Source organism: Atopomonas hussainii (assembly GCF_900109735.1).
Taxonomy (GTDB): domain Bacteria; phylum Pseudomonadota; class Gammaproteobacteria; order Pseudomonadales; family Pseudomonadaceae; genus Atopomonas; species Atopomonas hussainii.
Genome location: NZ_FOAS01000004.1, coordinates 135,030 through 160,418, shown reverse-complemented (window position 1 = coordinate 160,418; position 25,389 = coordinate 135,030). Strand labels below are relative to the sequence as shown.

24 protein-coding genes are annotated in these 25,389 nt (G+C 56.9%); 15 read left to right on the top strand and 9 right to left on the bottom strand.

Translation table 11 applies throughout. The annotated features are described in order from the left end of the window. The first annotated feature begins 490 nt into the window (after positions 1-490). The 3 genes from BMX80_RS05155 to BMX80_RS05145 all read left to right on the top strand — a co-directional run bounded on the left by BMX80_RS05155 (position 491) and on the right by BMX80_RS05145 (position 2,110). Positions 491-979 (top strand): TIGR00645 family protein, encoded by a 489-nt coding sequence (locus BMX80_RS05155; RefSeq protein ID WP_071873220.1) that lies wholly within the window; start codon positions 491-493, stop codon positions 977-979. 135 nt (positions 980-1,114) lie between these two features. After that, positions 1,115-1,423: a DUF6482 family protein gene (locus BMX80_RS05150; protein WP_071873219.1), complete on the top strand. Its 309-nt coding sequence runs from the start codon at positions 1,115-1,117 to the stop codon at positions 1,421-1,423. 69 nt (positions 1,424-1,492) lie between these two features. Further along, on the top strand, positions 1,493-2,110 hold the full coding sequence (locus BMX80_RS05145; RefSeq protein WP_074865923.1) for an FKBP-type peptidyl-prolyl cis-trans isomerase: 618 nt from the start codon (positions 1,493-1,495) through the stop codon (positions 2,108-2,110). A gap of 68 nt (positions 2,111-2,178) precedes the next feature. Here BMX80_RS05145 and BMX80_RS05140 read toward each other — a convergent pair whose 3' ends face one another. Both BMX80_RS05140 and BMX80_RS05135 read right to left on the bottom strand, forming a co-directional pair. Further along, a complete protein-coding gene (locus BMX80_RS05140) occupies positions 2,179-3,345 on the bottom strand; it encodes an FAD-binding oxidoreductase (RefSeq protein ID WP_074865920.1) in 1,167 nt (388 codons plus the stop codon). After that, positions 3,338-4,864, bottom strand: coding sequence for a phytoene desaturase family protein (locus BMX80_RS05135; RefSeq protein ID WP_074865917.1), 1,527 nt, complete (start codon positions 4,862-4,864; stop codon positions 3,338-3,340). The genes BMX80_RS05140 and BMX80_RS05135 overlap by 8 nt, the downstream gene beginning before the upstream one ends. 176 nt (positions 4,865-5,040) lie before the next feature. On the opposite strand from BMX80_RS05135, the gene BMX80_RS05130 reads away from it, so the two are divergent. Then, the gene (locus BMX80_RS05130) at positions 5,041-5,676 is read left to right on the top strand and encodes a TetR/AcrR family transcriptional regulator (protein ID WP_074865913.1); all 636 of its coding nucleotides are present in this window, start codon (positions 5,041-5,043) and stop codon (positions 5,674-5,676) included. Positions 5,677-5,680: 4 nt separating this feature from the next. Here the strand turns inward: BMX80_RS05130 and BMX80_RS05125 are convergent, their stop codons facing one another. Both BMX80_RS05125 and ispB read right to left on the bottom strand, forming a co-directional pair. Next, entirely contained in the window at positions 5,681-5,920 is a 240-nt protein-coding gene (locus tag BMX80_RS05125) for a PA4570 family protein (protein WP_071873214.1), read from the bottom strand. 141 nt (positions 5,921-6,061) lie between these two features. Further along, entirely contained in the window at positions 6,062-7,030 is a 969-nt protein-coding gene (gene ispB / locus BMX80_RS05120) for an octaprenyl diphosphate synthase (protein WP_074865910.1), read from the bottom strand. A gap of 250 nt (positions 7,031-7,280) precedes the next feature. On the opposite strand from ispB, the gene rplU reads away from it, so the two are divergent. The 5 genes from rplU to BMX80_RS05095 all read left to right on the top strand — a co-directional run bounded on the left by rplU (position 7,281) and on the right by BMX80_RS05095 (position 10,852). Further along, positions 7,281-7,592, top strand: coding sequence for a 50S ribosomal protein L21 (gene rplU, locus BMX80_RS05115; RefSeq protein WP_071873212.1), 312 nt, complete (start codon positions 7,281-7,283; stop codon positions 7,590-7,592). A 23-nt stretch (positions 7,593-7,615) separates the two neighbouring features. Further along, positions 7,616-7,873 carry a 50S ribosomal protein L27 gene (gene rpmA, locus BMX80_RS05110; protein WP_071873211.1) on the top strand — a complete coding sequence of 86 codons (258 nt, stop codon included), beginning with the start codon at positions 7,616-7,618 and terminating at the stop codon, positions 7,871-7,873. Positions 7,874-7,974: 101 nt separating this feature from the next. Beyond that, complete coding sequence (gene cgtA / locus BMX80_RS05105; protein WP_074865907.1) at positions 7,975-9,195, top strand: Obg family GTPase CgtA; 1,221 nt, start codon at positions 7,975-7,977, stop codon at positions 9,193-9,195. A 62-nt stretch (positions 9,196-9,257) separates the two neighbouring features. Beyond that, the gene (gene proB, locus BMX80_RS05100) at positions 9,258-10,376 is read left to right on the top strand and encodes a glutamate 5-kinase (protein WP_074865904.1); all 1,119 of its coding nucleotides are present in this window, start codon (positions 9,258-9,260) and stop codon (positions 10,374-10,376) included. A gap of 11 nt (positions 10,377-10,387) precedes the next feature. After that, complete coding sequence (locus tag BMX80_RS05095) at positions 10,388-10,852, top strand: CreA family protein (RefSeq protein ID WP_074865897.1); 465 nt, start codon at positions 10,388-10,390, stop codon at positions 10,850-10,852. A gap of 110 nt (positions 10,853-10,962) precedes the next feature. Here the strand turns inward: BMX80_RS05095 and rpsT are convergent, their stop codons facing one another. Then, positions 10,963-11,235 carry a 30S ribosomal protein S20 gene (rpsT, locus tag BMX80_RS05090; protein ID WP_071873207.1) on the bottom strand — a complete coding sequence of 91 codons (273 nt, stop codon included), beginning with the start codon at positions 11,233-11,235 and terminating at the stop codon, positions 10,963-10,965. Between the two features lie 149 nt (positions 11,236-11,384). On the opposite strand from rpsT, the gene murJ reads away from it, so the two are divergent. From murJ to ispH, 6 genes are all read left to right on the top strand, one after another. After that, a complete protein-coding gene (murJ, locus tag BMX80_RS05085; protein ID WP_074865892.1) occupies positions 11,385-12,935 on the top strand; it encodes a murein biosynthesis integral membrane protein MurJ in 1,551 nt (516 codons plus the stop codon). 84 nt (positions 12,936-13,019) lie between these two features. After that, a complete protein-coding gene (gene ribF / locus BMX80_RS05080; protein WP_074865888.1) occupies positions 13,020-13,967 on the top strand; it encodes a bifunctional riboflavin kinase/FAD synthetase in 948 nt (315 codons plus the stop codon). 40 nt (positions 13,968-14,007) lie between these two features. Beyond that, a complete protein-coding gene (gene ileS, locus BMX80_RS05075; protein ID WP_074865885.1) occupies positions 14,008-16,827 on the top strand; it encodes an isoleucine--tRNA ligase in 2,820 nt (939 codons plus the stop codon). Further along, positions 16,820-17,338: a signal peptidase II gene (gene lspA / locus BMX80_RS05070; protein WP_074865882.1), complete on the top strand. Its 519-nt coding sequence runs from the start codon at positions 16,820-16,822 to the stop codon at positions 17,336-17,338. The genes ileS and lspA overlap by 8 nt, the downstream gene beginning before the upstream one ends. Continuing rightward, positions 17,331-17,777, top strand: coding sequence for an FKBP-type peptidyl-prolyl cis-trans isomerase (locus BMX80_RS05065; RefSeq protein ID WP_071873202.1), 447 nt, complete (start codon positions 17,331-17,333; stop codon positions 17,775-17,777). Before lspA ends, BMX80_RS05065 begins: the two co-directional genes overlap by 8 nt. A 3-nt stretch (positions 17,778-17,780) precedes the next feature. Further along, positions 17,781-18,725, top strand: a complete 945-nt coding sequence (gene ispH / locus BMX80_RS05060) for a 4-hydroxy-3-methylbut-2-enyl diphosphate reductase (protein ID WP_074865879.1) — start codon at positions 17,781-17,783, stop codon at positions 18,723-18,725. Positions 18,726-18,791: 66 nt separating this feature from the next. Here the strand turns inward: ispH and BMX80_RS05055 are convergent, their stop codons facing one another. The 4 genes from BMX80_RS05055 to BMX80_RS05040 are packed head-to-tail and all read right to left on the bottom strand — an operon-like array spanning position 18,792 to position 25,387. Beyond that, positions 18,792-19,205: a type IV pilin protein gene (locus BMX80_RS05055; RefSeq protein ID WP_074865877.1), complete on the bottom strand. Its 414-nt coding sequence runs from the start codon at positions 19,203-19,205 to the stop codon at positions 18,792-18,794. Positions 19,206-19,212: 7 nt separating this feature from the next. Then, positions 19,213-23,892: a pilus assembly protein gene (locus BMX80_RS05050; RefSeq protein WP_074865874.1), complete on the bottom strand. Its 4,680-nt coding sequence runs from the start codon at positions 23,890-23,892 to the stop codon at positions 19,213-19,215. A gap of 20 nt (positions 23,893-23,912) precedes the next feature. After that, positions 23,913-24,407, bottom strand: coding sequence for a pilus assembly PilX family protein (locus BMX80_RS05045; RefSeq protein ID WP_074865871.1), 495 nt, complete (start codon positions 24,405-24,407; stop codon positions 23,913-23,915). 2 nt (positions 24,408-24,409) lie between these two features. Continuing rightward, a complete protein-coding gene (locus BMX80_RS05040) occupies positions 24,410-25,387 on the bottom strand; it encodes a PilW family protein (RefSeq protein ID WP_074865869.1) in 978 nt (325 codons plus the stop codon). Between the last annotated feature and the right edge of the window lie 2 nt (positions 25,388-25,389).

The window sequence follows — 25,389 nt, the reverse complement described above, 5'->3', positions numbered from 1 at the left end:
AAGCGCTGTCTTGCTGGTGTGCAGCGGCTGAGCTTGACGCCGTGTTGCTGCTGCTTAGCTGTTGCTCCTCTAATCGCTTGTAATGCACTGTTTTTATTAATAAATCTGCGTTTTCTGGGCTTTTGCTAAGCGATGGCTGTGGGCGTCGTGGTTCGCTATCGCCTTGCCCTAGGCCTCGGCGCGTTGTGGTGCGTTGCAGGGGCATGACGGTGCGTGGTTGCTGCGTAGGCAGGCATGGCTTTTGACGGCGCTGGGCGCTTTTGGGGCTGTGCTGAGCAAATCCTGATCAATCTGCTATAAGCCGCGTCAGGCTTAGCGTGTAGCCGCTTACTCCAAGGCCACTCACAGAGTTATCCACAGAAGCTGGGGATTAACTCTGCGGTTATGCCAGCGGGTGGCTTGGCTAGGCATTCACGCGGGGCGTGCCTTGTATGCAGGGTTAAGCTGGGTATACTCGCGCCGCATCGTTCACCCCTTGTTGAGGAGCGTTATGGAACGTTTTATCGAATCAGTCATGTACTCCGCCCGTTGGTTACTGGCGCCTATTTACTTAGGTCTGTCGCTGGCGCTGTTGGCCTTGGCGCTGAAGTTCTTCCAAGAGCTGGTGCATGTCATCCCCAACGTCTTTGCGCTGACCGAATCGGACTTAGTGCTGGCCATTCTGGCGATGATCGACATGGCGCTGGTCGGCGGCTTGTTGGTGATGGTGATGATCTCGGGCTACGAGAACTTCGTGTCGCAGATCAATCTGGCCGAAGGCAAAGAACGCCTGTCGTGGCTGGGCAAGATGGATTCCAGCTCGCTGAAGAACAAAGTGGCGGCGTCCATCGTGGCGATTTCCTCCATCCACCTGCTGCGTATTTTTATGGATGCGCAGAACATCGAGCCGGTGTACCTAAAGTGGTACGTGATTATCCACATGACCTTTGTCGCCTCGGCCTTTGCCATGGGCTACTTGGATAAGCTCACCAAGCATTAAGCGGCTGGTAGGGCTGGTAAAAAACCGCAGGCGAGCCCTGCGGTTTTTTTATGCGCGTTGGTCGGGTAATGCAGGTTAAAACTTGTACATCTGTGTTTTTGGTGTAAAGGTTTTTCTAGGCAGAGGAGGAACACCATGAACCTAGAAGAACTCTCCGTACTGGCCCATGGCGGGCAAATCGAGGCGCTGGATTTGGTCTCGCTGGAAGGCGGCATTTATGTGCTAGAGGCGCAAATGGACGGGCGCCGCATGCCGGTGCAGGCGCACAACGGTGGCGAGTTACGCCTGCGTTCGGTGGAGCACGCGCGTGAAGTGCTGCAAGGCATGCCGGCCGAGGTGCCGCTGCATTTAGTGCATGCCGTGGTGCATGACGAAATGATTGGCCTGCCCGGCAAAGCCGCCGAGCCATTGCGGGTGCCGGTGCATAATCAGCCCTCTTGGTGACTGACAAGGGCAGGGCTGGGCGAATGTGTTAGGCTGCGCGCCTCGTTGAATTGTTAGCAGGAGTCGCGCATGTCGCACCAAGTACCCGATACCGATGAAGCCCGCGTAAGTTACGGCATTGGCCGCCAGCTGGGTGATCAGCTGCGTGACAACCCTGTGCCGGGCATGTTGTTGGATCAGGTGATCGCCGGTCTTACCCAAGCGTTTCAGGGCGAAGCCAGCGCTGTGCCGATGGCTGACTTGAGCGCGAGCTTTAAAGTCATCCGCGAAAAAATGCAGGCCGAAGCCGCCGCGCGTGCCGAGCAAGCGCAGCAAGCCGGTTTGGATTACTTGGCAGAAAACGCCAAGCGCGAAGGCGTAACTGTGCTGGCCTCGGGCCTGCAGTATGAAGTGATCAATGCCAGCGAAGGCCGCCAGCCTGCTGCCACCGACCGCGTGCGCACCCACTACCACGGCACCCTGATCGACGGCAGCGTGTTTGACTCGTCGTATCAGCGTGGCGAGCCGGCTGAGTTTCCGGTTAACGGCGTGATTGCTGGCTGGGTAGAAGCCCTGCAGCTGATGGGCGAAGGCGCCAAGTGGCGTCTGCACGTACCGAGCGAGCTGGCTTACGGCGCGCAAGGCGCTGGCAGCATTCCGCCGCACTCGGTGCTGGTGTTTGATGTTGAGCTGCTGAACGTGCTGTAAGACGTTCTGCGAAAAAAACGGCCATCACGCGCAAGCGGATGGCCGTTTTTTATGCCTTGTCGGCTGCTTTACAGAAGGATCTCGATGTCCTCAGTCGGAAACGCCACGCAGGAATAAATCCAGCCAAAGTCGCGGTCGGATTTGCGCAAATGCGCTTCTGTAGGGTTAAACACCGCCCCAGACAGCAGCTTAATGCGGCACAAGCTGCACTCGCCCGAGCGGCAGGCGTTTTCTGCGCCATAGCCGTTGCGCTCTAAGCTATTGAGTAACGGTTCGCCCACTTTGGCGGTAAAGCTGCCTTTGCCGCGCACGCTGATGGTGACTTCATCATCCAAGCTCACGCCTTGCGGCCAGCCGGCTTGTTGGTCGGGGCTTTTCGGTGCGCCGTTGGCTTCAATGCGAATACGCCGACGTTTAACGCCCAGCGCTAGCAGTTGCTCAAGGCAGTTGTTGTTAAACGGCGTGGGGCCGCAGATGTAGAACATCTTGCCGTCAAGCTGCTCGCCTAATAGCTCGCGCAACACCTCGCCAGTTAAGCGCCCGCTGCGGCCAGTAAAGCCAGCAGGTGGGCGCGAGATGATTTCATCTAAGCGGAAGTTGGCGTGCTCACTGGCCAGTTGGCGCAGTTCGTCGGCGTAGATCACGTCATCCACAAAACTGTTGGCGTAGATCAGCTGAAAGTTAAACGGCAAGTCGTTGTGCAGAATGTTCAGCAACATGCTGCGCGCCGGCACGCTGCCCGAGCCACCGGCTAAAAACACGAGGTCATCGCCGTGAAACACTGGGTTGTGGTGAAAGCTGCCCATCGGCCCTGAGCTTTGCAGGCTATCGCCCACCTGCACGGCATCCAGCAGGTGATGCGAGACAAAACCGCCTTGGGCGCGCTTGATGGTCAGGTCGTAGTAACGGCGCTCGCACGGAGACGAGGCCACCGCATACGGCCGCGCAGTTTCGACGCCATTAATCTGCACAAACACGTTGATGTATTGCCCGGCCTGAAAAGGCGGTAGGAGGCGGCTGTCGCTGGCGGCGACGCGCAGGGTTTTGGTCGAGGGGGTGTCTTCGACGATCTGCGTCACCGTGAGGGCGAGGCGTTTGGGGTGCAGTTGGCTGATGGTTTTCGCCACCGCGCCTTTGACTTCAGTGAAGTCGCTGCCGGTCTGCGCGAGGGCATCTTTGGCGGCCATAGCATCGCGAAAGCCAGCCACCGCGTTAAGCAGGTTGTTATCAGACATGGGCCACCTCGGTGTGCTGCGCTTTGATGTATTTCAGGGCGGCGCGGGCGGTGGATTCGCCGGCCATGTAGGTGGGTTGGAAACCGCCCATGCCTGTCCACGCGCTGGCTAAGTACAAGCCCGGTACACCGTCTAAACGCTCGCGCAGCAGGGCTGAGTCTTCCGTGCTTTGACGGAAGCCGTAGATCGCCCCGCTGGGCGTGTTGAGGTAGCGCATCATGGTCAGCGGTGTGGCGACTTCGACTTCTTCGATGTAGTCGCGCACCTTGGGGTACACCTGCTCGATCACGTCGATCAGCTGCTCGGCAAAGGCGTACTTGGTTTTCGCGTAGTCTTCCGGTGCCACGCTATTCCACACATCGCCGTATTGCAGGCACACCAGCACCACTTGGCTTTTGCCCGGCGGCGCGGCCTCGGGTTCTTCAAAGTTGTAGCAGGTCAGCATGCCGCCTAAAGGCGCTTCCAGGCTGCCCATGCGCTGGTACAGCGCTTCATCGCTTAAGGTTTGGTAGACGAAGCTCGAAGCCGCGGTGATGCCCAGTTCTTGCGGCGTGCAGTCCAAGCCCAGATAAATCACAAACGCCGAGGTGCCCATGCGTCGCGACTTGAAGTCTTGCTGCACAGGTAGTGGCGGTTGCTGGCCGTCGAGCAGCTCGTTAAAGGTCATCAGCGGGCTGGCGTTGGAGACCACCGTGCGGCACTTAACCACTTCGCCGGTTTCTAGCTGCACACCGCTGACTGCGCCGTTGTCGGTGAGGATTTTCTCGGCGCCGCAGTTAAAGCGTACTTCGCCGCCGGCTTCTAAGAACGACTCGACTAAGGCGTTAGACATCGCCTGCGAGCCGCCCTTGATATGCCACGGTTTAAACGCCGCGTAGGCGTAAATCATCACTGCTAAATCAGGGAAGGGGATCTCACCCGGCGGCACGCCAAGGTACAACCAATAGGCGCTGATCAGGCTTTTAAGCTTAGGGTCTTGGAAGTGCTCGTCGACCACGCTTTTGGCACTCATAAAGCCGTATTTCACATAGTGGGGGCACATCTTCTTCAGCATGTCTTCGCTGCCGGCGCGGCGCGCTTGCGGCAGGGTCATAAAGCTTTCTAGGCAGATGGTTTCGCAAAGCTTTAAGAAGGCCTCGATGCCGGCTTGCTCGGCAGGAAAGAGCTCGATCAGGGTGCGCTTCAGGCCGCTCCAACTGGCTGGCAGGGTAACGTCGATTTCGCCGGGCACCGCCAAGCGATACAGCGAGTGTTCTTGCACGAACTCGACTTTATCCAGCACGCCAAGGCTGTCGAACACCTTGCGCATGATGAACGGCTTGTCCGGCGTGCCGAGGCCGCTGAGCTGGTGCAGGGCCACTTCAAACTCAAACTGGCCGCGCACGAAAGAGGTCGCGCAGCCGCCGGGAATGTTGTGCCTTTCCAGTAGCAAGGTTTTGCTGCCCTCGCGTTGCAGGGCGGTGGCGGCGGTAAGCCCGGCATTGCCGGCGCCAATCACCACGGCGTCGTAGCTGTGCATAAAATAACCTCAACTTAGCGGTGTTAAGATTTGCCTAAAATAAAACTCAGATGGGTTTCGGCGGCGTGCTGCTGGCGAATCACCTGAGTGCGTTTTCGCAGGGTAGGGGCTTAATCTTATCGCTGTCAAGATTCTTTCGGGTGATAGGATTACGCGACACAGAACCTGAGGCGGCTATGGCGCAATCGGCAAAAAACAAACGCGATACCTACCATGTGGGCAACTTGGCGCCGCAGTTACTCAGCGCGGCCGCAGAACTGTTGGCCGAGGTGGGGCCGGCAAAGTTGTCGTTGCGTGCGGTGTCTGAGCGGGTGGGGGTGAGCTCTACGGCCGCGTATCACCACTTTGCCAATCGCACCGAGCTGCTCAGCCAACTGGCCGCACAAGGCTTTGATGAGTTAGGGCGAGTGCTGCGGCAACGCGATGATGGCGCGAGCTTAAATGCCAAGTTGCGCGGCGGCGTGCGCACTTACTTTGCCTTTGCACGGCGTAATCCGGCGCTGTATCAGCTGATGTTTGGTGCCGAGCTGGCGACTGAGGACATGAGCCCAGCGCTGCGCATCGCTCGTGAGGCGGCCTTTGGCGAGCTCAAGCAGCTGATCGCCGAGGTGCTGGCAAAACCGTTGGATAGCAGCGAGGTGCGCAGCGCCGCACTGGCCAGTTGGTCGTATACCCACGGCTTGGCGTCGTTAGTGATTCACGGCGTACTGCAGCCGCCCGCGGAGGGCGGCGATGAGGCGTTTGTGATGAAAGGCCTGCAGGGTTTGAGCCTGCTGCTGCAGGTGGGGATGAACAGCGCTAGCGAGCGATAAGCGCTTACAGCCAGTGATTTTGCCCAAGCGCACGGGCGTAGCAGAGCAAAAACAGCTGGCGCACGGTTTCTTTTTGCGCGTGTGGCGGGGTTTGCTCCAGCTCGTGTACGTCTAGGTCGCCTTGATCGACCAGCTCGCGAATCGCTTGGCTATCCAGCTCGGCACACACGCGGCCGGTGCCGCAGTGCAAAATCCGTAAACGGGGTTCTGGCCGCTCCAGCCAGGCATCAATTAGATACGTCATAGCACACCTCCTTGGCTTATTTGCAAATGATAATAATTATCATTAAGTAGGCGTGCAAGTGAGCTTTGCTGTGTGCGGCGCGGAAAACGACCAACGGCAGCCGAAGCTGCCGTTGTCTGAACTGCGTAGGTGCTGTTCGGCTTAGTGCGTGCGGGCGACCGAGAAGCGCGCCAAGCCTTCCAGCGCTTCGCGGTAGGGCGAGGCGGGTAGTACGCTGAGCAGTTCTACGGCCTTGTCGGCGTATTCGCGGGCCAGCTTGGCGGTGTAATCCAGCGAGCCGCTGGCCTCTACCGCTGCGCCAATGGCAGTGATATCGGTGCTGCCACCTTTCTGAATCGCTTCACGCACGAGTGCGGCTTGTTCGGCGGTGCCTTCGCGCATGGTGTAAATCAGCGGCAGGGTGGGCTTGCCTTCGGCCAAGTCATCGCCGACGTTTTTGCCCATTTCCTCGGCATTGCCGCGGTAGTCGAGCAGGTCGTCCGCCAGCTGGAAGGCGACGCCCAAGGCATCGCCGTATTGGCGCACCGCTTCGCGCTGTTCATCACTGGCGCCACAGAGGATGGCGGCGCTGTGGGTTGAGGCTTCGAACAGCATGGCGGTCTTGCAGCGAATCACTTCCATATAGGTTTCTTCGCTGGTGCTGGCATCGCGCACTTTAGATAGCTGCAGCACTTCGCCTTCGGCAATCACGCGGGTGGCTTGCGAGAGCACTTGCATCACCGGCAGCGAGCCGAGCTCGACCATCATTTCGAACGAGCGTGAATAAAGGAAGTCGCCTACCAGCACGCTGGGTGAGTTGCCCCACAGTGCATTGGCGGTCGAGCGGCCACGGCGCATGCCCGAGGCATCTACTACGTCGTCGTGCAATAACGTTGCGGTGTGCAGGAATTCGATGATCGCAGCTAATAAGCGGTGGTTGTTAGCTTGATGGCCAAGGGCGTTGGCGGTGAGCAGCACCAGCAGCGGACGCAGGCGTTTGCCGCCGGCGGAGACAATATAGTCACCAATCTTGCTGACCAGTGGCACGCGCGACTGCAAGCGCTCGCGGATTTCGGCGTCGACGGCGGCAAAGTCGTCGGCCACCAGCTCGATAATGGCCTGGGGCTGCATAATTGCTGGGCTTCCTCAATGATTGCGCGGCATGCTAGGTGTGGGGCTTGGGGGTGTCAAGGCAAAAGCCAATCAGGCTTGCTTGCGCTCAAGGCTTTGCGTAGAATCGCGGGCCCTGAATCTATTACCCAGGTTTTCCCTGCCTACGCAATCGTCGGGTGACGCGGAAGGTTCCGCCAAGCCGACAGCCATGCCGGTCGATAACTCTTTCGATAAAGCGCCGGGTGAGCAGGACTAACGGAGAACATACATGTACGCAGTAATCGTTACCGGTGGCAAGCAATACAAGGTTGCCGAAGGTGAATTCCTTAAGGTTGAGAAGCTCGAAATCGCTACTGGCGAAGCTGTAGCTTTCGACCGCGTTCTGCTGGTTGGCAATGGCGACGACGTTAAAATCGGTGCTCCGGTTGTTGATGGCGCCAAAGTAACCGCAGAAGTTGTGGCTCACGGCCGTGGCGAGAAGGTTCGCATCATCAAGTTCCGTCGCCGTAAGCACCACATGAAGCGTCAGGGCCACCGTCAGTGGTTCACTGAAATCAAGATCACCGGCATTCAGGCCTAACCCTTTTTTGGAGGATTGCATCCATGGCACACAAAAAAGCTGGCGGTAGTACCCGCAACGGCCGCGACTCAGAAGCTAAACGCTTAGGCGTGAAGATGTACGGCGGCCAAATCGTTAAGGCTGGCAACATCATCGTTCGTCAGCGCGGCACCAAGTTCCATGCAGGCCCGAACGTTGGCATGGGCAAAGATCACACCCTGTTCGCTAAGGCTGACGGCGTGATCAAGTTCGAGGTTAAGGGCGCCTTTAACCGCAAGTACGTGACCGTGGTTAACGCCTAATCACTGCTTGACTGAAAAAGCCCTGTCGATGACAGGGCTTTTTTGTTTGTATTGATAATGATCTACAGTGAGCCCATCCGTAATGGGTGGGAGATGGTCCCATGAAATTCGTAGACGAAGTCAGCATCCGCGTTCAGGCTGGCGATGGCGGCAATGGCTGCATGAGCTTCCGCCGTGAAAAATTCATCGAAAAAGGTGGTCCGGATGGTGGCGACGGCGGCGACGGTGGCTCGATTTATCTGGTCGCTGACGTCAACCTCAACACCTTGGTGGATTACCGCTACACGCGCCGTTTTCAGGCGCAGCGTGGCGAAAACGGCAGCAGCAAAGACTGCACCGGCGCGAAGGGTGAAGATATGTTTTTGCCAGTGCCGATTGGCACCACGGTGATTGATGCGGGTACGCAGGAAATCATCGGTGACCTGAAAGCCGACGGGCAAAAACTGCTGGTCGCCAAGGGTGGCTGGCACGGCTTGGGCAACACCCGCTTCAAGTCCAGCGTTAACCGCGCGCCACGGCAGACCAGTAAAGGTACGCTGGGTGAAGGTCGCGACCTGAAGATGGAGCTGAAAGTGCTGGCCGATGTCGGCCTGCTCGGCATGCCCAATGCCGGTAAGAGTACTTTTATTCGTTCGGTTTCGGCGGCTAAGCCGAAAGTGGCGGATTACCCCTTCACCACTATCGTGCCTAACTTGGGCGTGGTGCGTGTCGGTTCGCATCGCAGCTTTGTGGTGGCAGATATCCCCGGCTTGATTGAAGGTGCTTCCGATGGTGCTGGCCTCGGCACGCGCTTCTTAAAGCACTTGTCGCGTACGCGCCTGTTGCTGCATTTGGTGGATATGGCGCCGTTGGATCTGTCTGATCCTGCTGATGCGGCGGAGATTATCCTCAATGAGCTGGAACGTTTTAGCCCGGCATTGATGGAGCGTGAGCGCTGGTTGGTGCTCAACAAGGCCGATCAGCTGCTGGAAGATGAGCAGCAAGAGCGCGTGCAGGCGGTGGTTGAGCGCTTGAATTGGCAGGGCAAGGTGTACACCATCTCTGCGCTGGAGCGTGAAGGCACCGAGCAGCTGTGTCGCGACATCATGGCCTACATGGAGCGTCGCGGTGAGCTGATCGAAGAAGACGAGGCCTTTGCCGCGCAGCTTAAAGAGCTGGATGCGCGTATCGAGGCTGAAGCACGCGCGCATATCCAGACGCTGGATGATCGTCGTGCGCTGCGTAAAGCAGGCTTGTTGCCCAGCGATACCGATGACGAAGAGTTGGATGATGATTGGGAAGGCGACGAAGATGGTCCAGAGATCATCTACGTACGCGACTGATCACGTCGGGTAATAGTGTTTGGGCGGTCGTTGACCGCCCTTCGTTTGTGTGGAAAGAACAAATGCGCGAAAGAGTTCAGCAGGCTAAGCGTTGGGTGGTGAAAATCGGCAGTGCCTTGCTCACCAATGATGGGCAGGGTCTTGATCGTGCGGCCATGGCGGTGTGGGTTGAGCAGCTGGTTGCGTTGCGGCAGGCAGGCGTGGAGTTGGTGCTGGTGTCATCCGGTGCGGTAGCGGCCGGCATGCGTACGCTAGGCTGGACGGAGCGCCCCAAGGCTATGCACGAGCTGCAAGCGGCCGCTGCCGTAGGACAGATGGGCTTAGTGCAGGCGTGGGAGTCCAGCTTTAAGCAGCATGGTCTACACACCGCACAAGTGTTGCTCACCCATGACGACTTGTCCGACCGCAAGCGCTACCTGAATGCCCGCAGCACCCTGCGCAGCTTGGTGGATTTTGGCGTGATTCCGGTGATTAACGAGAATGACACGGTCGTCACCGATGAAATCCGCTTTGGCGATAACGACACCTTGGCGGCCTTGGTGGCTAACTTGGTGGAAGCTGATTTGCTGGTGATCCTCACCGATCGCGATGGCATGTTCGACGCTGATCCGCGCAATAACCCCGATGCGCAGCTGATTCTTGAGGCGCGCGCGGATGACCCTGACCTCGACGCCAAAGCCGGCGGCAGTGCCGGTGCGTTGGGGCGTGGCGGCATGGCGACCAAGCTGCGTGCCGCGCGCTTGGCGGCGCGTTCGGGCAGTCACAGTGTGATTATTGGTGGGCGTATCGAGCAGGTGATCAGCCGCTTAAAGGCGGGTGAGCGCATCGGTACTTTGCTCACCCCAGAACGCACGCCGTTGGCGGCGCGTAAGCAGTGGTTGGCTGGGCATCTGCAAATGCGTGGCGCGCTGGTGTTGGATGACGGTGCCGTGCGGGCGCTGCGCGAAGGGCATAGAAGTCTGCTGCCGGTGGGTGTGCGCGAAGTGCGTGGCCAGTTCCGTCGTGGCGAGATGATCGCTTGCGTGGATGTCAATGGTGCCGAGGTGGCGCGCGGTTTGGTCAATTACAGTGCGCTGGAGGCCAGTAAAATCGCTGGTCAGCCTAGCGAGGCCATCGAACGCTTGCTGGGTTACGTGGATGATTTGGAGTTGGTGCACCGCGATAACTTGGTGCTCGTCTAAGGAGATTCGGCATGCGTTATGGCGTGTTGGTGGGCTTGCTGTTAAGCAGTTCTGCAGTAATGGCAGAAGAGATTGGCGAAGTGTCGACGGTGTTTAAATGGCTCGGCCCGAACGACAAGGTGGTGGTTGAGGCGTTTGATGACCCTAAGGTGCAGGGTGTGACCTGTTATCTGTCACGCGCCAAGACGGGCGGCATCAAGGGTGGCTTAGGTTTAGCGGAAGATCGCTCCGAGGCCTCGATTGCCTGTCGTCAGGTTGGCCCAATCCAGATTGTTGAGCCGCTCAAAGAAGGCGAAGAGGTCTTCAAGCAGCGCACCTCATTAGTGTTCAAGAGTATGCAGGTGGTGCGTTTTCATGACCGTAAGCGCAACGCGCTGGTGTACTTGGTGTACAGCGATCGGGTGATTGAGGGCAGTCCGCAAAACAGCATTACGGCGATCCCCATCATGCCGTGGCCTAAGGCTGAGGCTCAGTAACGATAAGAAAGGCGCCGTGATTAGGCGCCTTTTTTTGTGCGTGCGAGTAAATCGCAGGCAATAAAAAACCAGCTCGAAAGCTGGTTTTTTATGAATCCGGTAAGAACCGATCAGGCCGCTTGTGACAGCGCTTTAACCTGAGCGTTCAGGCGGCTCTTATGACGAGCAGCCTTGTTCTTGTGGATGATGCCCTTGTCGGCCATGCGGTCAATGACCGGTACAGCAGCAACGTATGCAGCCTGGGCTTTTTCGGCGTCTTTGGCAGCAATGGCCTTAACGACGTTTTTGATGTAAGTGCGAACCATGGAACGCAGGCTGGCATTGTGGCTGCGGCGCTTCTCAGCCTGCTTGGCGCGTTTCTTGGCGGAGGGGATATTAGCCACCGTCGAGCTCCTCGAAATACTGGGGGTTACCAAATAAAGGCGGCAGATGATGCCGCCGTGCTTTGCGTCTGTCAACCCTGAAACGCATCTGTGCTGGAGCGCATTCAGCCTGTTGGTTACACTCGCGCCACGTTTTCGGGGGATCGAACATGGCGGCGGCACCAGCAAAAGGCGGTTTATTGCGTTCCAGCGCGGTGGTCAGTGTGATGACGCTGCTTTCGCGTGTGCTCGGCATGGTACGCGATATGGTCGTGGCTGCCTATTTTGGTTCGGGCTCGGCGGCCGATGCCTTCTTTGTGGCCTTCAAGATTCCTAACTTTTTACGCCGCTTATTTGCCGAGGGCGCCTTTGCGCAAGCCTTTGTGCCGGTGCTGGCGGAATACCAAACCCAGCGCAGCTTTGATGACGTCAAACTGCTGGTGGCACGCACGGCGGGCAGCTTGGGGTTAGTGCTCAGCGGCGTGACCTTGTTGGGCGTTGCCGGTGCGCCGGTGCTGATCATGCTGTTTGCGCCGGGCTTTCACAGTGAGCCCGCCAAGCTGGCCATGGCTGGCGAGATGCTGGCGATTACCTTTCCCTACTTGTTGCTGATTTCCCTTACCGCCTTCTGCGGCAGTGTGCTGAACAGCTATGGCCGCTTTGCGGTGCCGTCGTTTACCCCGGTACTGCTGAATATCTGCATGATCGCTGCCACGGTGGGTCTGACGCCGTATTTCGACGAGCCAGTCTTTGCGCTGGCGTGGGGCGTGTTTATCGCCGGTATCGCGCAGTTGCTGTTCCAGCTGCCGTTTATGGCGCGCCTAGGGCTGCTGGCAGCGCCGCGCTGGGGCTTTAAAGACGAAGGCGTGCGCAAGATTATGACCTTGATGCTGCCGGCGCTGTTTGGTGTGTCGGTGAGCCAGATCAACTTGCTGCTGGATACCGTGCTGGCGTCGTTCCTGCAGACCGGCAGTGTGTCGTGGTTGTATTACGCCGACCGCTTGTCGGAATTGCCCTTGGGCGCCTTCGGGATTGCCATTGGTACGGTGATTTTGCCTTCGTTGTCGCGCCAACACGCCTCTAGCGACCCGAAAGCCTTTAGCAAAACCATCGACTGGGCGCTGCGTATGGTGCTCTTGGTTGGTGTGCCGGCAGCTTTGGCATTGGCCTTGTTGGCCGAGCCGATGATCGCCACCTTGTTCTTCTACGGCGCGATGACGCAAACCGCGGTCGAGCAATCGGCGCTGGCCTTGCAGGCTTATTCGCTCGGCGTGCTGACCTTTATGCTGATCAAGGTATTGGCGCCGGGCTATTTCGCCCGCCAAGACACTAAAACTCCGGTACGCATCGCGATCATCTGCATGGCGGCGAATATGGTGTTTAACCTCATCTTGATCTGGCCGCTGCAGCACGTGGGCTTGGCGCTGGCGACGTCGCTATCGGCCATGCTCAACACCGGTATGTTGCTGTGGGGCTTGCGCAAGGCGGGCGTGTACGAGTTTGCCCCGGGTTGGGGGCGTTTCTCGCTGCAGCTATTGTCTGCATGTGTGGCCATGCTGGCCGTGGTGGTGTGGCTGAACCCGGCCCACGCGGTGTGGTTTGACTGGGGCTGGCAGATGCGTGCCGGGTGGATGGCTCTCTTGGTTGTGGCTGGCGGCGCAGCCTATGCGGGCGCTTTGCTGGTAACCGGTTTGCGTCCACGCCATCTGCGTCACGCCTAACATGGCTGCGGCATGCGCTAAGCGGTTGGTCAGCGCTGAGCTGGCAAGGCTATAATCGGCCTCTTTTGCTGTAAGCCAGGTGCTATGGAGCTGATTCGCGGTCTGCACAATTTGCGCCCCCGTCATCGCGGGCATGTCGTCACTATCGGTAATTTCGATGGTGTGCATGTGGGCCATCAAGCCATTTTGTCGCGCCTGCGTGAATCTGCCGCGCGCGCTGGCTTGCCCAGTTGTGTGGTGATTTTCGAGCCGCAGCCACGCGAGTTTTTCGCCGGCCGCGAAGCGCCGCCGCGCCTGAGCCGCCTGCGTGACAAACTCGCGCTGCTGAAAGCCGCGGGTGTCGATCGCGTGCTGTGCCTGAGCTTTAACCAGCGCCTGCGTGAACTCACTGCAGAGGCCTTTGTGCAGCGCATTTTGGTTGAAGGCTTAGGCGTTACCCATCTGCAAGTGGGCGACGACTTCCGCTTTGGTTGCGACCGTGCCGGCGACTTTGCCTTTTTACAGCAAGCCGGCAGCACGCTGGGGTTTACCGTAGAAAACACCCAAACCGTCGAGTTGCTCGGTGATCGCGTAAGCAGCACGCGGATTCGCTCGCTGCTGGAGTCAGGCGATTTCGCCACTGCCGAAGCCCTGCTAGATCGCCCCTTTGTGATCGCCGGGCGCGTGCTGCACGGGCAAAAGCTCGGCCGCACCTTGGGTGTGCCGACCGCCAATATCCAGCTCAAGCGCTTACGCGCACCGCTGCACGGCGTGTATGTGGTGAGTGTGCAGCACGAAGGGCAAGTACTGGCTGGGGTGGCCAATATCGGCGAGCGCCCCAGTGTGGCGGGCGACGGCCAAGCGCACCTTGAAGTGCATGTGCTCGATTACGCCGGCGACCTCTACGGCCAATACCTGCCGGTGCGCTTTCATGCCAAGCTGCGCGACGAGCAAAAATTTGCAGGGCTAGATGCCCTAAAAGCCGCGATTTATGCGGATATCGACGCTGCCCGCGCTTATTGGCAGCAATACCCTTTACCGTGCTGCGTGTAACGCGGCAGTTCTTTACGCAAGCAGGAATGAGCCAAGAGCCATGACCGACTACAAAGCCACCCTGAATCTGCCGGAAACCGACTTTCCCATGAAAGCCGGTCTGGCCCAACGTGAACCCGGCATGCTGGACGCATGGAACGGTATTGGGCTGTACCAGAAGATTCGCGCCATTAGCGCCGGTCGGCCGAAGTTCGTCCTGCACGATGGCCCGCCCTATGCCAACGGCGACATCCACATCGGCCACGCGGTGAACAAGATCCTTAAGGACATCATCGTTAAATCGAAAACCCTCGCCGGTTTCGATGCGCCGTACGTGCCGGGTTGGGACTGTCACGGTCTGCCGATTGAACACAAAGTAGAAACCCTGATCGGCCGTGCCGGCGACAAAGTGCCGTACCGCGAATTTCGTCAGAAGTGCCGCGAATACGCCGCCAGCCAAGTCGATGGCCAGAAGCGCGACTTTATCCGCCTGGGCGTGCTTGGCGATTGGGATAATCCCTACCTGACCATGAACTTCCAGACCGAGGCCGACATCGTACGCAGCCTCGGCCGCATCGTTGCCAACGGCCACTTGGTCAAAGGCTACAAGCCAGTGTACTGGAGCGTGGTGGGGCAGAGCGCCTTGGCCGAGGCCGAGGTGGAATACCAAGACAAGACCTCCACTGCCATCGACGTACGTTTCACTGCTGTCGATCAAGCCGCCTTGCTGGCCGCCTTCCCTGAGGCCGCTGGCGAAGGTAGTGCCGCGCTGGTGATCTGGACCACCACGCCGTGGACCATCCCCGCCAACCAAGCCGTGGCGCTGAATGCCGAGCTGGAATACAGCTTGGTGCAGCTGGATTGCGGTAATGGTGTCGAACGCTTGGTGCTGGCCACCGACATGGTCAAAGACATCATGGCCCGCTGGGGCGTGGAGAGCTGGCAGAGCCTAGGCGTGTGCCGTGGCGCTGCGCTGGAAGGTTTAAAGCTGCAGCACCCGTTCTTCGATCGCCAAGTGCCGGTCATCTTGGGCGATCACGTGACGCTGGATGCCGGTACCGGCGCCGTACACACCGCCCCCGATCATGGTTTGGAAGACTTCCAAGTCGGCCAAGCCTATGGCCTCGGCACCCTCAACTTAGTGCAAGCCGACGGCACCTACAGCGAAGCGGCTGGCCCGTTTGCTGGCGTGCATGTGTACAAGGCCGACGAGCCGGTACTGGCCGCGCTGAAAGAACACGGCAAGCTGGTGTGTGTGAAGAAATTCCAGCACAGCTACCCGCACTGCTGGCGCACCAAAACCCCGCTGATCTACCGCGCCACGCCGCAGTGGTTTATCTCGATGGACGAGAAAGGCCTGCTGGATGACGCCAAAGCCGCCGTTAAGGGCGTGCGCTGGGTGCCGGAGTGGGGCCAGAACCGTATCGAAGGCATGCTGGAGCAAAGCCCGGACTGGTGCGTATCGCGCCAACGTACCTGGGGCGTGCCGATTACTCTGTTTATCCATAGAGACACCGAAGCGCTGCACCCGCGCACGCAGGAGCTGTTCGAAGAAGTCGCCAAGCGTATCGAGCAAAGCGGTATCGATGCCTGGTTCGAGCTGGACGCCGCCGAGCTGCTCGGTGCTGAAGCCGAGCAGTACCTGAAAGTCACCGATACGCTGGACGTGTGGTTCGACTCCGGCGTGACCCACGCTGCGGTGCTGGAACGCCGCGAAGAGCTGGGCTTCCCTGCGGACCTGTATCTGGAAGGCTCCGACCAGCATCGCGGCTGGTTCCAGTCGTCGCTGAAGACCAGCATCGCCATCCACGGCAAAGCGCCGTACAAGCAAGTGCTGACCCACGGTTTTACCGTCGATCAGGACGGCCGCAAGATGTCCAAATCGCTCGGCAACGTGGTTGCTCCGCAAGCGGTGATGGACAAGCTAGGTGCCGACATTCTGCGTCTGTGGGTGGCCTCTACCGACTACTCGGCCGAGATGGCTGTGTCGGATCAGATCCTTACCCGTACCGCCGACTCGTACCGCCGCATCCGTAACACCGCGCGCTTCCTGCTGGCCAACTTGAACGGCTTTGATCCGGTTAAAGACCTGCTGCCCAACGAAGAGTTGCTCGATCTGGACCGCTGGGCCGTAGCCCGTGCCGCCGAATTGCAGGCAGAAATCCTCGAGGCGTACAGCAATTACCGCTTCTTGGTGGTGTACCAGAAAGTGCACAACTTCTGCGTGCAGGAGCTGGGCGGCTTCTATCTGGACATCATCAAAGACCGTCAATACACCACGCAGGCTAACAGCCGTGCGCGCCGTTCGTGCCAGACCGCGCTGTACCACATCATCGAGGCGCTGGTGCGTTGGGTGGCGCCTATCCTCAGCTTCACCGCTGACGAGATCTGGGGCTTCCTGCCGGGCGAGCGTAATGAGTCGGTGCTGCTGAATACCTTCTACACCGGCCTAAGCGCACTGCCTGCTGATGCCGAGCTGAACATGGCCTTCTGGCAGCGCGTGATGCTGGTCAAGGATGCAGTAAACAAAGAGCTGGAAAATCAGCGCAGCCAAAAACTGATTAAAGCCAACCTGCAAGCCGAAGTCACCCTGTTCGCCAGCGACGCCATTCAGGCCGACTTGGCCAAGTTGGGCGATGAACTGCGCTTCGTGCTGATCACCTCCAAGGCCAGCGTAAAAGGTCTGTGTGAGGTAGGCGAGAGCGCGGTAGCCACCGACGTCGAAGGCCTGAAACTGGCGATTGTGGTCAGCCAAGCGCCGAAGTGCGTGCGTTGCTGGCACCACCGCGAAGACGTCGGCCAGCATGCCGGTCACGAAGAGATCTGTGGCCGCTGCGTGGATAACGTGGCTGGCAGCGGCGAGGAACGAGCTCATGCTTGATCGCCTCAAGCAAGGCGGCTTGCCGTGGCTGTGGTTGAGTCTGCTGCTGTTAGTGGCAGACCGCCTCAGCAAGGTCTATTTCGAAGGCCTCTTTGACTACCAGCTGTACCGGCAGATCGTGGTGATTCCGGACTATTTCAGCTGGACGCTGGCCTACAACAAAGGCGCCGCGTTCAGCTTTTTGGCCGGGCACTCGGGTTGGCAGCGCTGGTTCTTCGCCGCCATTGCCGTGGGCGTGAGCGTGGCGCTGGTGATCTGGCTCAAGCGCTTGCCGAAAAACGATCGTTGGACGGCCATCGCTTTAGCCATGGTGCTGGGCGGTGCGTTGGGTAACTTGTACGACCGCGTAGTGCTAGGGCAGGTGGTGGATTTCATCCTCGTGCACTGGCGCAACGAGCATTATTTCCCAGCCTTTAACTTGGCCGATTGTGGCATCACGCTGGGCGCAGTGATGTTGTTTAAAGATGTATTTAAGAAAGACGAAGCCCCGTCCGGAGAAAAGCATGTCTGACCTAGTGATTGGCCCGGATAGCCGCGTAACCCTGCACTTTGCCCTTAAGTTTGCCGAGAGTGGCGAAGTGGTCGATTCAACCTTCGACAAGAACCCCGCGAGCTTCACCGTAGGCGATGGCAGCCTATTGCCGGGTTTTGAGCAGGCGCTGTTCGGCAGCCAAGCGGGCGACAAAAAAAGCATCGCCATTGCCCCCGAGCAAGGCTTTGGTCAGCCCAACCCGCAGAACGTGCAACGCATGCCGCGCGATAACTTCCAAGATATGGAGTTATCCGAAGGCCTGCTGGTGATCTTTAACGATGCCGCCAATACCGAGCTGCCCGGCGTGGTTAAAGCGCTGGAAGGCGACAGCGTGGTGATCGACTTCAACCACCCGCTGGCCGGTCGTGCGTTGACTTTTGACGTGGAAATTATCGAGGTCCGGCCTGCTGCCGGTTGAGCCATGCAGATCAAACTCGCTAACCCGCGCGGCTTTTGCGCCGGCGTCGACCGCGCCATCGAGATCGTTAACCGCGCGCTGGATGTTTTCGGCGCGCCGATCTACGTGCGGCACGAAGTGGTGCACAACAAATTCGTGGTCAACAACCTGCGCGAACGCGGCGCGGTGTTTGTCGAAGAGCTGCATCAGGTGCCGGATAACGTCATCGTCATCTTCAGTGCCCACGGCGTCTCCCAAGCGGTACGTCAAGAGGCCGACCGTCGTGGCCTGAAAGTCTTCGATGCCACCTGCCCATTGGTCACCAAAGTGCATATGGAAGTGGTGCGCTACAGCCGCGAAGGCCGCGAAACCATCCTCATCGGCCACGCCGGCCACCCCGAGGTGGAAGGCACTATGGGCCAGTACGACGCCAGCAACGGCGGCACGATTTACCTGGTTGAAGATGAAGCGGACGTTGCCAAGCTAGAAGTACGCAACCCAGAAGCGCTGGCTTACGTGACGCAAACTACCCTGTCGATGGATGACACCAGCAAAGTCATCGACGCCCTGCGTGCGAAATTTCCCGCCATCCACGGCCCGCGTAAAGACGACATCTGCTACGCCACGCAAAACCGCCAAGATGCGGTTAAACAGCTGGCTGGCGAGTGTGACTTAGTGCTGGTGGTAGGCAGCCCGAACAGCTCCAACTCCAACCGCCTGCGTGAGCTGGCAGAGCGTATGGATACCCCAGCCTACTTAATCGACGGCGCCGAAGAAATTCAGCCGCAGTGGCTTGAGTCGGTACAGCGTGTGGGTATAACCGCCGGTGCCTCCGCGCCGGAAATCCTTGTGCGCGGTGTTATTGAACGCCTACAAGCCTTAGGCGGTGGCGGCGAGGTGGAGCTTGAAGGTGAGCCGGAAAATATTACCTTTTCAATGCCCAAAGAGTTGCGGCTGAAAACGCTTTGAGCTGTGCTTTAAGCCCAATAAAAAACCGCCTTTCGGCGGTTTTTTATTGGGCTTAGGGTATGGAGCTTACAGGCTGCATCCTTCGTCCCAGGCGGTAGCGAAGTTGCCGGTGCCGCCGCGGATGCCGGCTGATGTGAGCGTCAGAGTGCCTTGGCCTGCCAGTCGACCAGGATTAAGGGGAGTTGCCGTTAGCGTGTAGCTTGAAGCATTTGAGGCGGTTATCGCTACGTTAAAGATCGCGCCGCCATCCACGGGGGCTTGGCTATACGCTCCTAAGTTGGCTCCCGCATAGGATTGGGTTTGTGCGCGATGGCTCTCCATGATGGTGGCGGCGCCTGTGAGGACGCTTTTGGCGTTCTCACAGGCAGTGTTGTTGATATAGGTTTGATAATTAGGGATAGCGATTGCGGCGATAATGCCAATGATCGCTATGACCATCATCAACTCAATCAATGTAAAACCACGGTGATGGCTGTTCATTAGGGCCTCAGAGCTCGTCAATCCAGAAAATTTTGCCGGTGCCGGATTTGAAGTCAAATTCCTCACACTCGATGCCGTTACATTTGACACCACTGCTGCCGCCACTGCTGTTGTCACGAATCAGAACAGTAGTGTCACCCGAAATACCGCCAGAGTTTAACTTCGTTTTTCGTGTGGCGTTGCCGCTGGTTGAGTCAATGTTTCCAGGTAACGGCGTGGCATCATAAAGATTAACTTCATAGCGCCAGTTGATGCCGGCGGAAGCGCGACAGTCAGCAGTATTGGCCGTTGGCTCGTAAGTGGTGAAAGTGATCACGCCCTCAATAGTAAGTGCGCGAGTTAGGTTCTTTTCACCGGTTCCTGTCAGAGTAATAAACCAGCCCCCATTACGCTCTGCGAAGGCTTCTGCGGCTTCCTCTTGTGCCGCGCTACTACCGCTTTGTACAAGGTTGTCAGTGGCATCATACAGCGCGCTTTCAGTCAGGGCAGTATTGGTGCCAGGGGCTCCGTTGGCTGGGTTGTAGGTAATGCTGCTTCGGAACGAGTAGAAGCGGTCAGTCGTCCGGGTGCTTAAGGGGTGGGCACGATAGCCCGAGCCAATGTTGACGACCAGGGATGTGCCGCTAGCTGTTTGCAGAAGCACCGCGTCAGGCGTGTTATAGAACCGGCGAGTATTGGCTTGGCGCTGCTCTAATGTCAGAGAGCTGTAGTTACTTGGCACAACGTCCGCCATAACACCGTCTGCATTGTCTGCTGAGCTGTTACCGTTACTGTCGATGCCAGTGACTAGGCTGCTGCCAGACTCTCCTTTGTTGATGAAGAAGCGCCAGAGCTGACCTCCTACGTCGCCAATCAGAATTTGATCGGTTAAACCGTCACCGTCAATGTCGTAAATGCGCGGTGAGGCAGGCATGGAATACTTCATTTTGGTGAAAGTTTTGGTATGGCCAGCAAAACTGCTAGCTGACCAAATTAAGCTGCCGGTTTCGGCATCGACAATATAGAGTGCGTTGCCGTAGGTGTCAGCAGTGCGAACATCGACATTGTCTTGTGCCGGGTTGTAACCGCCACCAAAGATCAGCACGTTCTTATCTACGCTGCCAACCTTAATTTTACCGCGCACCGGCACTGACCAAGTTTGACCTAAGTACTCAAACCCAGGTGTAACGCCCCCTTGGATTTGCCATAGCAGGCGTGGTGATGAGCGGTTGGTAATGTCTAGGGCGTATATGTCACGGCCACCACGGCGCATGGTTGCGTAGAGGTAGACAAATTCGCCAGTGTTGAGGCTGGTGCTGGAAGTGCCAATATCTCCGTAGATAAGGCCGTTGCCGTTAAGGTCGTTTTTCCAAATCAGCACACTATTATCCATGCCATAAGGCTTGGGGTTAGGGGAGGCTGTTTTGGCGTTTGTTTTCAGCTTTTTGATATTTGAAAGCAAGGCTTGCGGCATGAAGGCGAACTGTTCAGCACCCGTGTTGGTGTTAAACGCCTGAATAAAGCCTTCGTTAGTGCCTACATAAACGCTTTGATCTTCGCTGGTGCAAGTCTCGCCTGACCAGGCAGTACAGCCATAAGTAACTAGCTGAGGTACCGAGTGCAGTGGATCGCCCATGGCCTTGCGCTGGCTACTATCATCGTTTTGCCCGCGAATCCAGTTGATGAGGCTAACGCGCTCTGCATCATCGGTGGCATTTAAATGGCCATTAAGGATGCTTGTGTTGTTGTTGCTCAGCTCTGTCGCGGCGGTATTGAGGGTTACTGGGCTGCTAGGAGCGTTGCCGATATAAGTGCGCAAGTTTCTGCTAGCGGCTGTGGGGATTTGCGATGCAGCCCCACCATTAGCAGTGTTGTTGCCGTCGGCAGAGGTGGACCAGAAGCTTCGTGAGGTTGTTTTAAAGCCGCCTGTTAATGGGTCTACTGCAGCGATGCCGTCACGATCTAAGATCAGTTTGCTTAAATCACCTGTGCCATCGTCAATACTAAAGCGCTTGAGGTTGCCAACCCAGCGGTCAGTATCAGATGGCTTGAACAGTGCGAAGTAAACTTCATTCTTGTTCTCGGTTCGTTCGAACTGGTTAACAGTAGCGCCGGGACTTACAAAGGTGGTGTCGGTCGCTAACACCTCTTGAATGATATTGTTAAAGACTTGAGTCAGGTCTGAGGCATTGCTAGCGGTGTTGAAAGTACCACCGCCTTCAGTAGCAAGATCCTGCAGAAAGTCTTTAATAGATGCGCTGGTTGCTGCATCTGAGGCGTCCAAGGCAAAGCCAACAGTATGCGTGGTTACGAAGTTGTCACCAGAAATTGTCGGAGTCTGATCTTGTGTTGCCCACCACTCTGAAAGTGAACGTGCACAGCGCTCGCCATCATTGCCAGAGTCGCCCGTGCAACTTGAGCCAATGAGTGAGCCAATCCCGTTTTTAGCGGCTGTGGTGTTTGAGTTAGCCACCCCGTCGGTGAGAAGTACGGTATGGGTTGACTGACAGGCGCTAGTAATAGGACTGCTGTTGCCGCGTAAATATTGAGCAGCATCGTACATGGCGGGAACGACAGGGGTGCCGTTGCCTGCATACATTGATTGAACTAGAGAGTTAACTTGATAACGTACGGTGTTAGTTGAGGAATCTAATCCGCCATTGGCTACTTTGATGCGTAACTTAATAGATTCAGCCGGGTTGCTTTCAAAGGCCTTGATAGGGATGGTGCTGTTGCCTTTGTCTAGAATAATTGCCACATCATTGCTGGGCACCCAGTCGCCACGATTAACTAGTGCTTGTAGCGCGTTTTTAAGCGCTGTAGAGCTGCATGTATAAGGCTTGTCTGCAGGCCAGTTGCCAGTGCTGCTAGTAATAGTGCACGTGCCGCCATTGATGTTGGCTCGTGCTGATAGGTTATTGTAAGCGGCCGATAGCTCAGGGGCGCTGCCAATGTTTTGAATGAACGGCGTGAAAGTTGCGCCTGAAGTGATCGAACTACTTGGGGTGACAGTAATGCTGGCTTCCATGATTGTTGCGTTGCGGCGAATAGGCAGCTTTTCAAAGCGAGCGCCTGCATAGCGTGTATTGAGCACGCTATTGCCTAAATTGGCATTGCTATTTAGGTTCTGATCGCCATCGTTCTTTTCGGCGCCAACGCGTGTTTCAACGATGGGGTTATTACAGCCACTGCCGCCGGTGTAGTTGATGGTCAGTGTTGGCTGTAGGCCTTGTGCGCCATCAATGCTCCAGGCTGCTCTATAGCCGACGGTGAGCGGGGTGACAAAGAACGCCATGGCGTTGTTGCCACACCAGTCGCTACGGTTAACAACTTCCTGTACTACGTTGGTTACATCCGGGCCAGGTTCGACGACAGAGGGGTTTTGTACCGTCCAGCTTGGAGGGGTCCAAGTGGTAGTGGCGACAGTTTTGGAACGACTGTTTAAGTTTTCGCCGGCAGTAAAGGCAGCGCTGTCACTTGCTGCTTGGGCTTTGATTGAAAAGCTCGGGTTGTCTGCAACGGCGCTCGTGGCTGCCGGGGCAAAACCGAGTACGGCGCTGGTGATGACAGCACCTTGGGGGATGCCGACGTTCTGAAAGCGCAGAGCGGTCATGCGTTGCTCTGTGCTGGTTAGGGCAGAGGTGTACTGAATAACTAGTCGGGGGCTGTTGCCGCCGCACGAATTAGGGTTGGCGCAGAATGTGTAATTGGTATTGTTGGTCGGTTGTACTGAAACCAGTACAGAGTTTATCGCCGAGCCAATATTGCTGTTTACAATGGCTTGAATGCTACTGGTTACGGTGAAAGAGGCAGGCGAGTTCTTCCAGTTGCTGTTAGACGATATCGTGGTGCTAGGTAGAAAGACTTTTGCGCTGTCTAGCGGGGTGCCGTGATTGGGCAGGCTCGGCGTCGCACTGTTCTCGAAGGTAAAGCTAAAAGGGGCTTTATGGTTTTTGCTATTAGTTTCGCTGAATGTGATGTAGGCGTCGTCAATGGTTGCGCCGGAGGGAATATTAAACCCACTAAAGTGGAATAGTGCATTGTTGGGCTGCGAGCCATTACCATCTATCGTGATGTCTTTTAACGTGGTGGTTTGGCAAGCTCCGCTGGGGTCTGTCGTTGGGGTAAGACGGCAGGTGGTATTGCTCTTCAAGTAAAAAGCGCCAGCACCTGTCAAAGTAATATTGTTTGACTGACTGACGTTAGTGCTAACAGAAATTTGCCCCATGCCTAGGCTTGATGTATTGAGATTCGCAGAGCCTGCGTTTGGCCCGGTAAGATCTTGAACGGCATCGTCGGCACTGGTCAGAATGCTAGGCGTGCCCGCTACTTGAGTAGCATCTGTGGGGAGTTCTTGGTCAATATATGTGACCGGGTAAATCATCCGTGTGTTGCCGTATTCGGCGCGAGGATTAAGCGCCATAACACCGACGTTAATGCCGCTGCTATTGTAGACGATGTCTTGAAAGGCTTCTTTTAAAACCATGAGGCGAGAATTTACGCCGTTGGCATTGTTGTTGTTATCGAGGCGCCAGTTCATCGAGCCTGAGTTATCTAGGATAAAGAGAACATTAGGCTTGGTCGCGTCGTCGATAGCGGGGCCGCCGAAAAACACCTCAGTGTCATCTGCATGGGCAAGTGCGCTGCTGAGAATGCTGCCACTGAGCGCCAGGCTTAAAGTAAAAAAATTCGTTTTTGCTGATTTCATGGTCTTTTCCTCAGCGCTATTTAATTTATTACGCCTATGCGCGCGCGATAACCTTGGGCATGTTTTGCGGTCACATGAGGATCAAGGTCGGCGTTATTGGCAGGGCAGGTTGTGACGGGAGTGTCAGCCACTGATGTGGCTGAGCCGCAGCTGCGATATTCATAACGGTAGGTGGCAATATTGCCGCCTAATGAGTTGCCTGTTTCTAGTCGGCCGGTCACGCTAATAAGGCTGTTGGTGGTCTTGGTGGCGCTGTTGTAGTTGTTGGTCAGCGTACTGGCAAGGGTGTCCATATTGGCATTGCCTTTGGCGGCTGCTTCAATTGAAGTGCTTACAAAATCTAAGCCGCTTTCGGCTGCTTGGAAGGCGGTATTGTTTTGTTGAGAATTCAGGGCCATGCGCTCTTGCAGTGACGCTGTGTTGCTGGCGGTGACTGCGATGATAGTTAGTGTGAGCAGAAGTACCAGGCTCACTAATAGTGCAATCCCGCCTTGTTTTTTAGGTGCGTAGTTCATGCTCAGTTCCTAAGATGTTGGCGATTTCTAATGTCAATTTCTGAAGTAAAGGCTCTGCGCAGTCTTCCGTCATTTGCAGCCGCTAATGTTGGATTGTTCAGGTCTGCTACTGCTAGAACATTGCCGTTGGGCGCGTTGATCAGTGGGTCTGGATACGCCACGACGATACTGACTTTTATTCGGTAGACTTGACGAGAGTTAGCCGCTGTCAGTCCGTCGGCATCAACCCACCGTGTGGTAGTTGGCGAGCTGGCTAAGCCATAAAGGATCTGAAGGTTCTCTGCGCCTTCAATGATCTCGTCATTGTTCCTGAATAGCCCCATTATGGGATCGCCGTTGCTGTTGGTACGACCAGTGTCTCTTATGCTGTAGCTTGCATTTGCCATTTGCCACAAAGTTACTGGGACAGAGTTGCCTGTTGCATTGTCTTGTGTGTACGGATTGATTCCGCGGGGATCATACTCATTACCGCTGCTTGTGATGCTGCCTGTGCTATTACTGCTGGAGTTTGTCTTTATAACGGCGACATTTGTGCAGTCGGTGAACATGAAGGTTTCATTGGCAGCATGGCTAACTTCAGGGGTAAAGGTGATGCCATTGTTTGCGATATTAGTAAGTGTCGCCCCGGTGTTGCTGGCGTATGAGAGAGAAAGGGTGTCGCTGCCATTCGCGCCCTCTGTGCCCGTTACCGTAGCGACCAACATCGTTTCGATTGCGGTTTGCGCGCTGGTTGGTGTGTCGGCTGTGGGTTGGTTGGCATTGGCGCAGCCAAGGTAGTTTGCGCGTCGAGCATCGCGTTGAATGAACTCAATGGCGATTCGAGCGCTTTCTTGAGTGCGCGCTAGAGCATTGTTTACTCGGTCGTTGGACGTGGTTCGGGAGAGTAATTGCAGTACGCCTAGCAATAAAATGCTGCCGATGAGCAAGGCTATCATTAGCTCTATGAGAGATAAGCCGCTTTGTTTTCTATGTTGCTTCATAG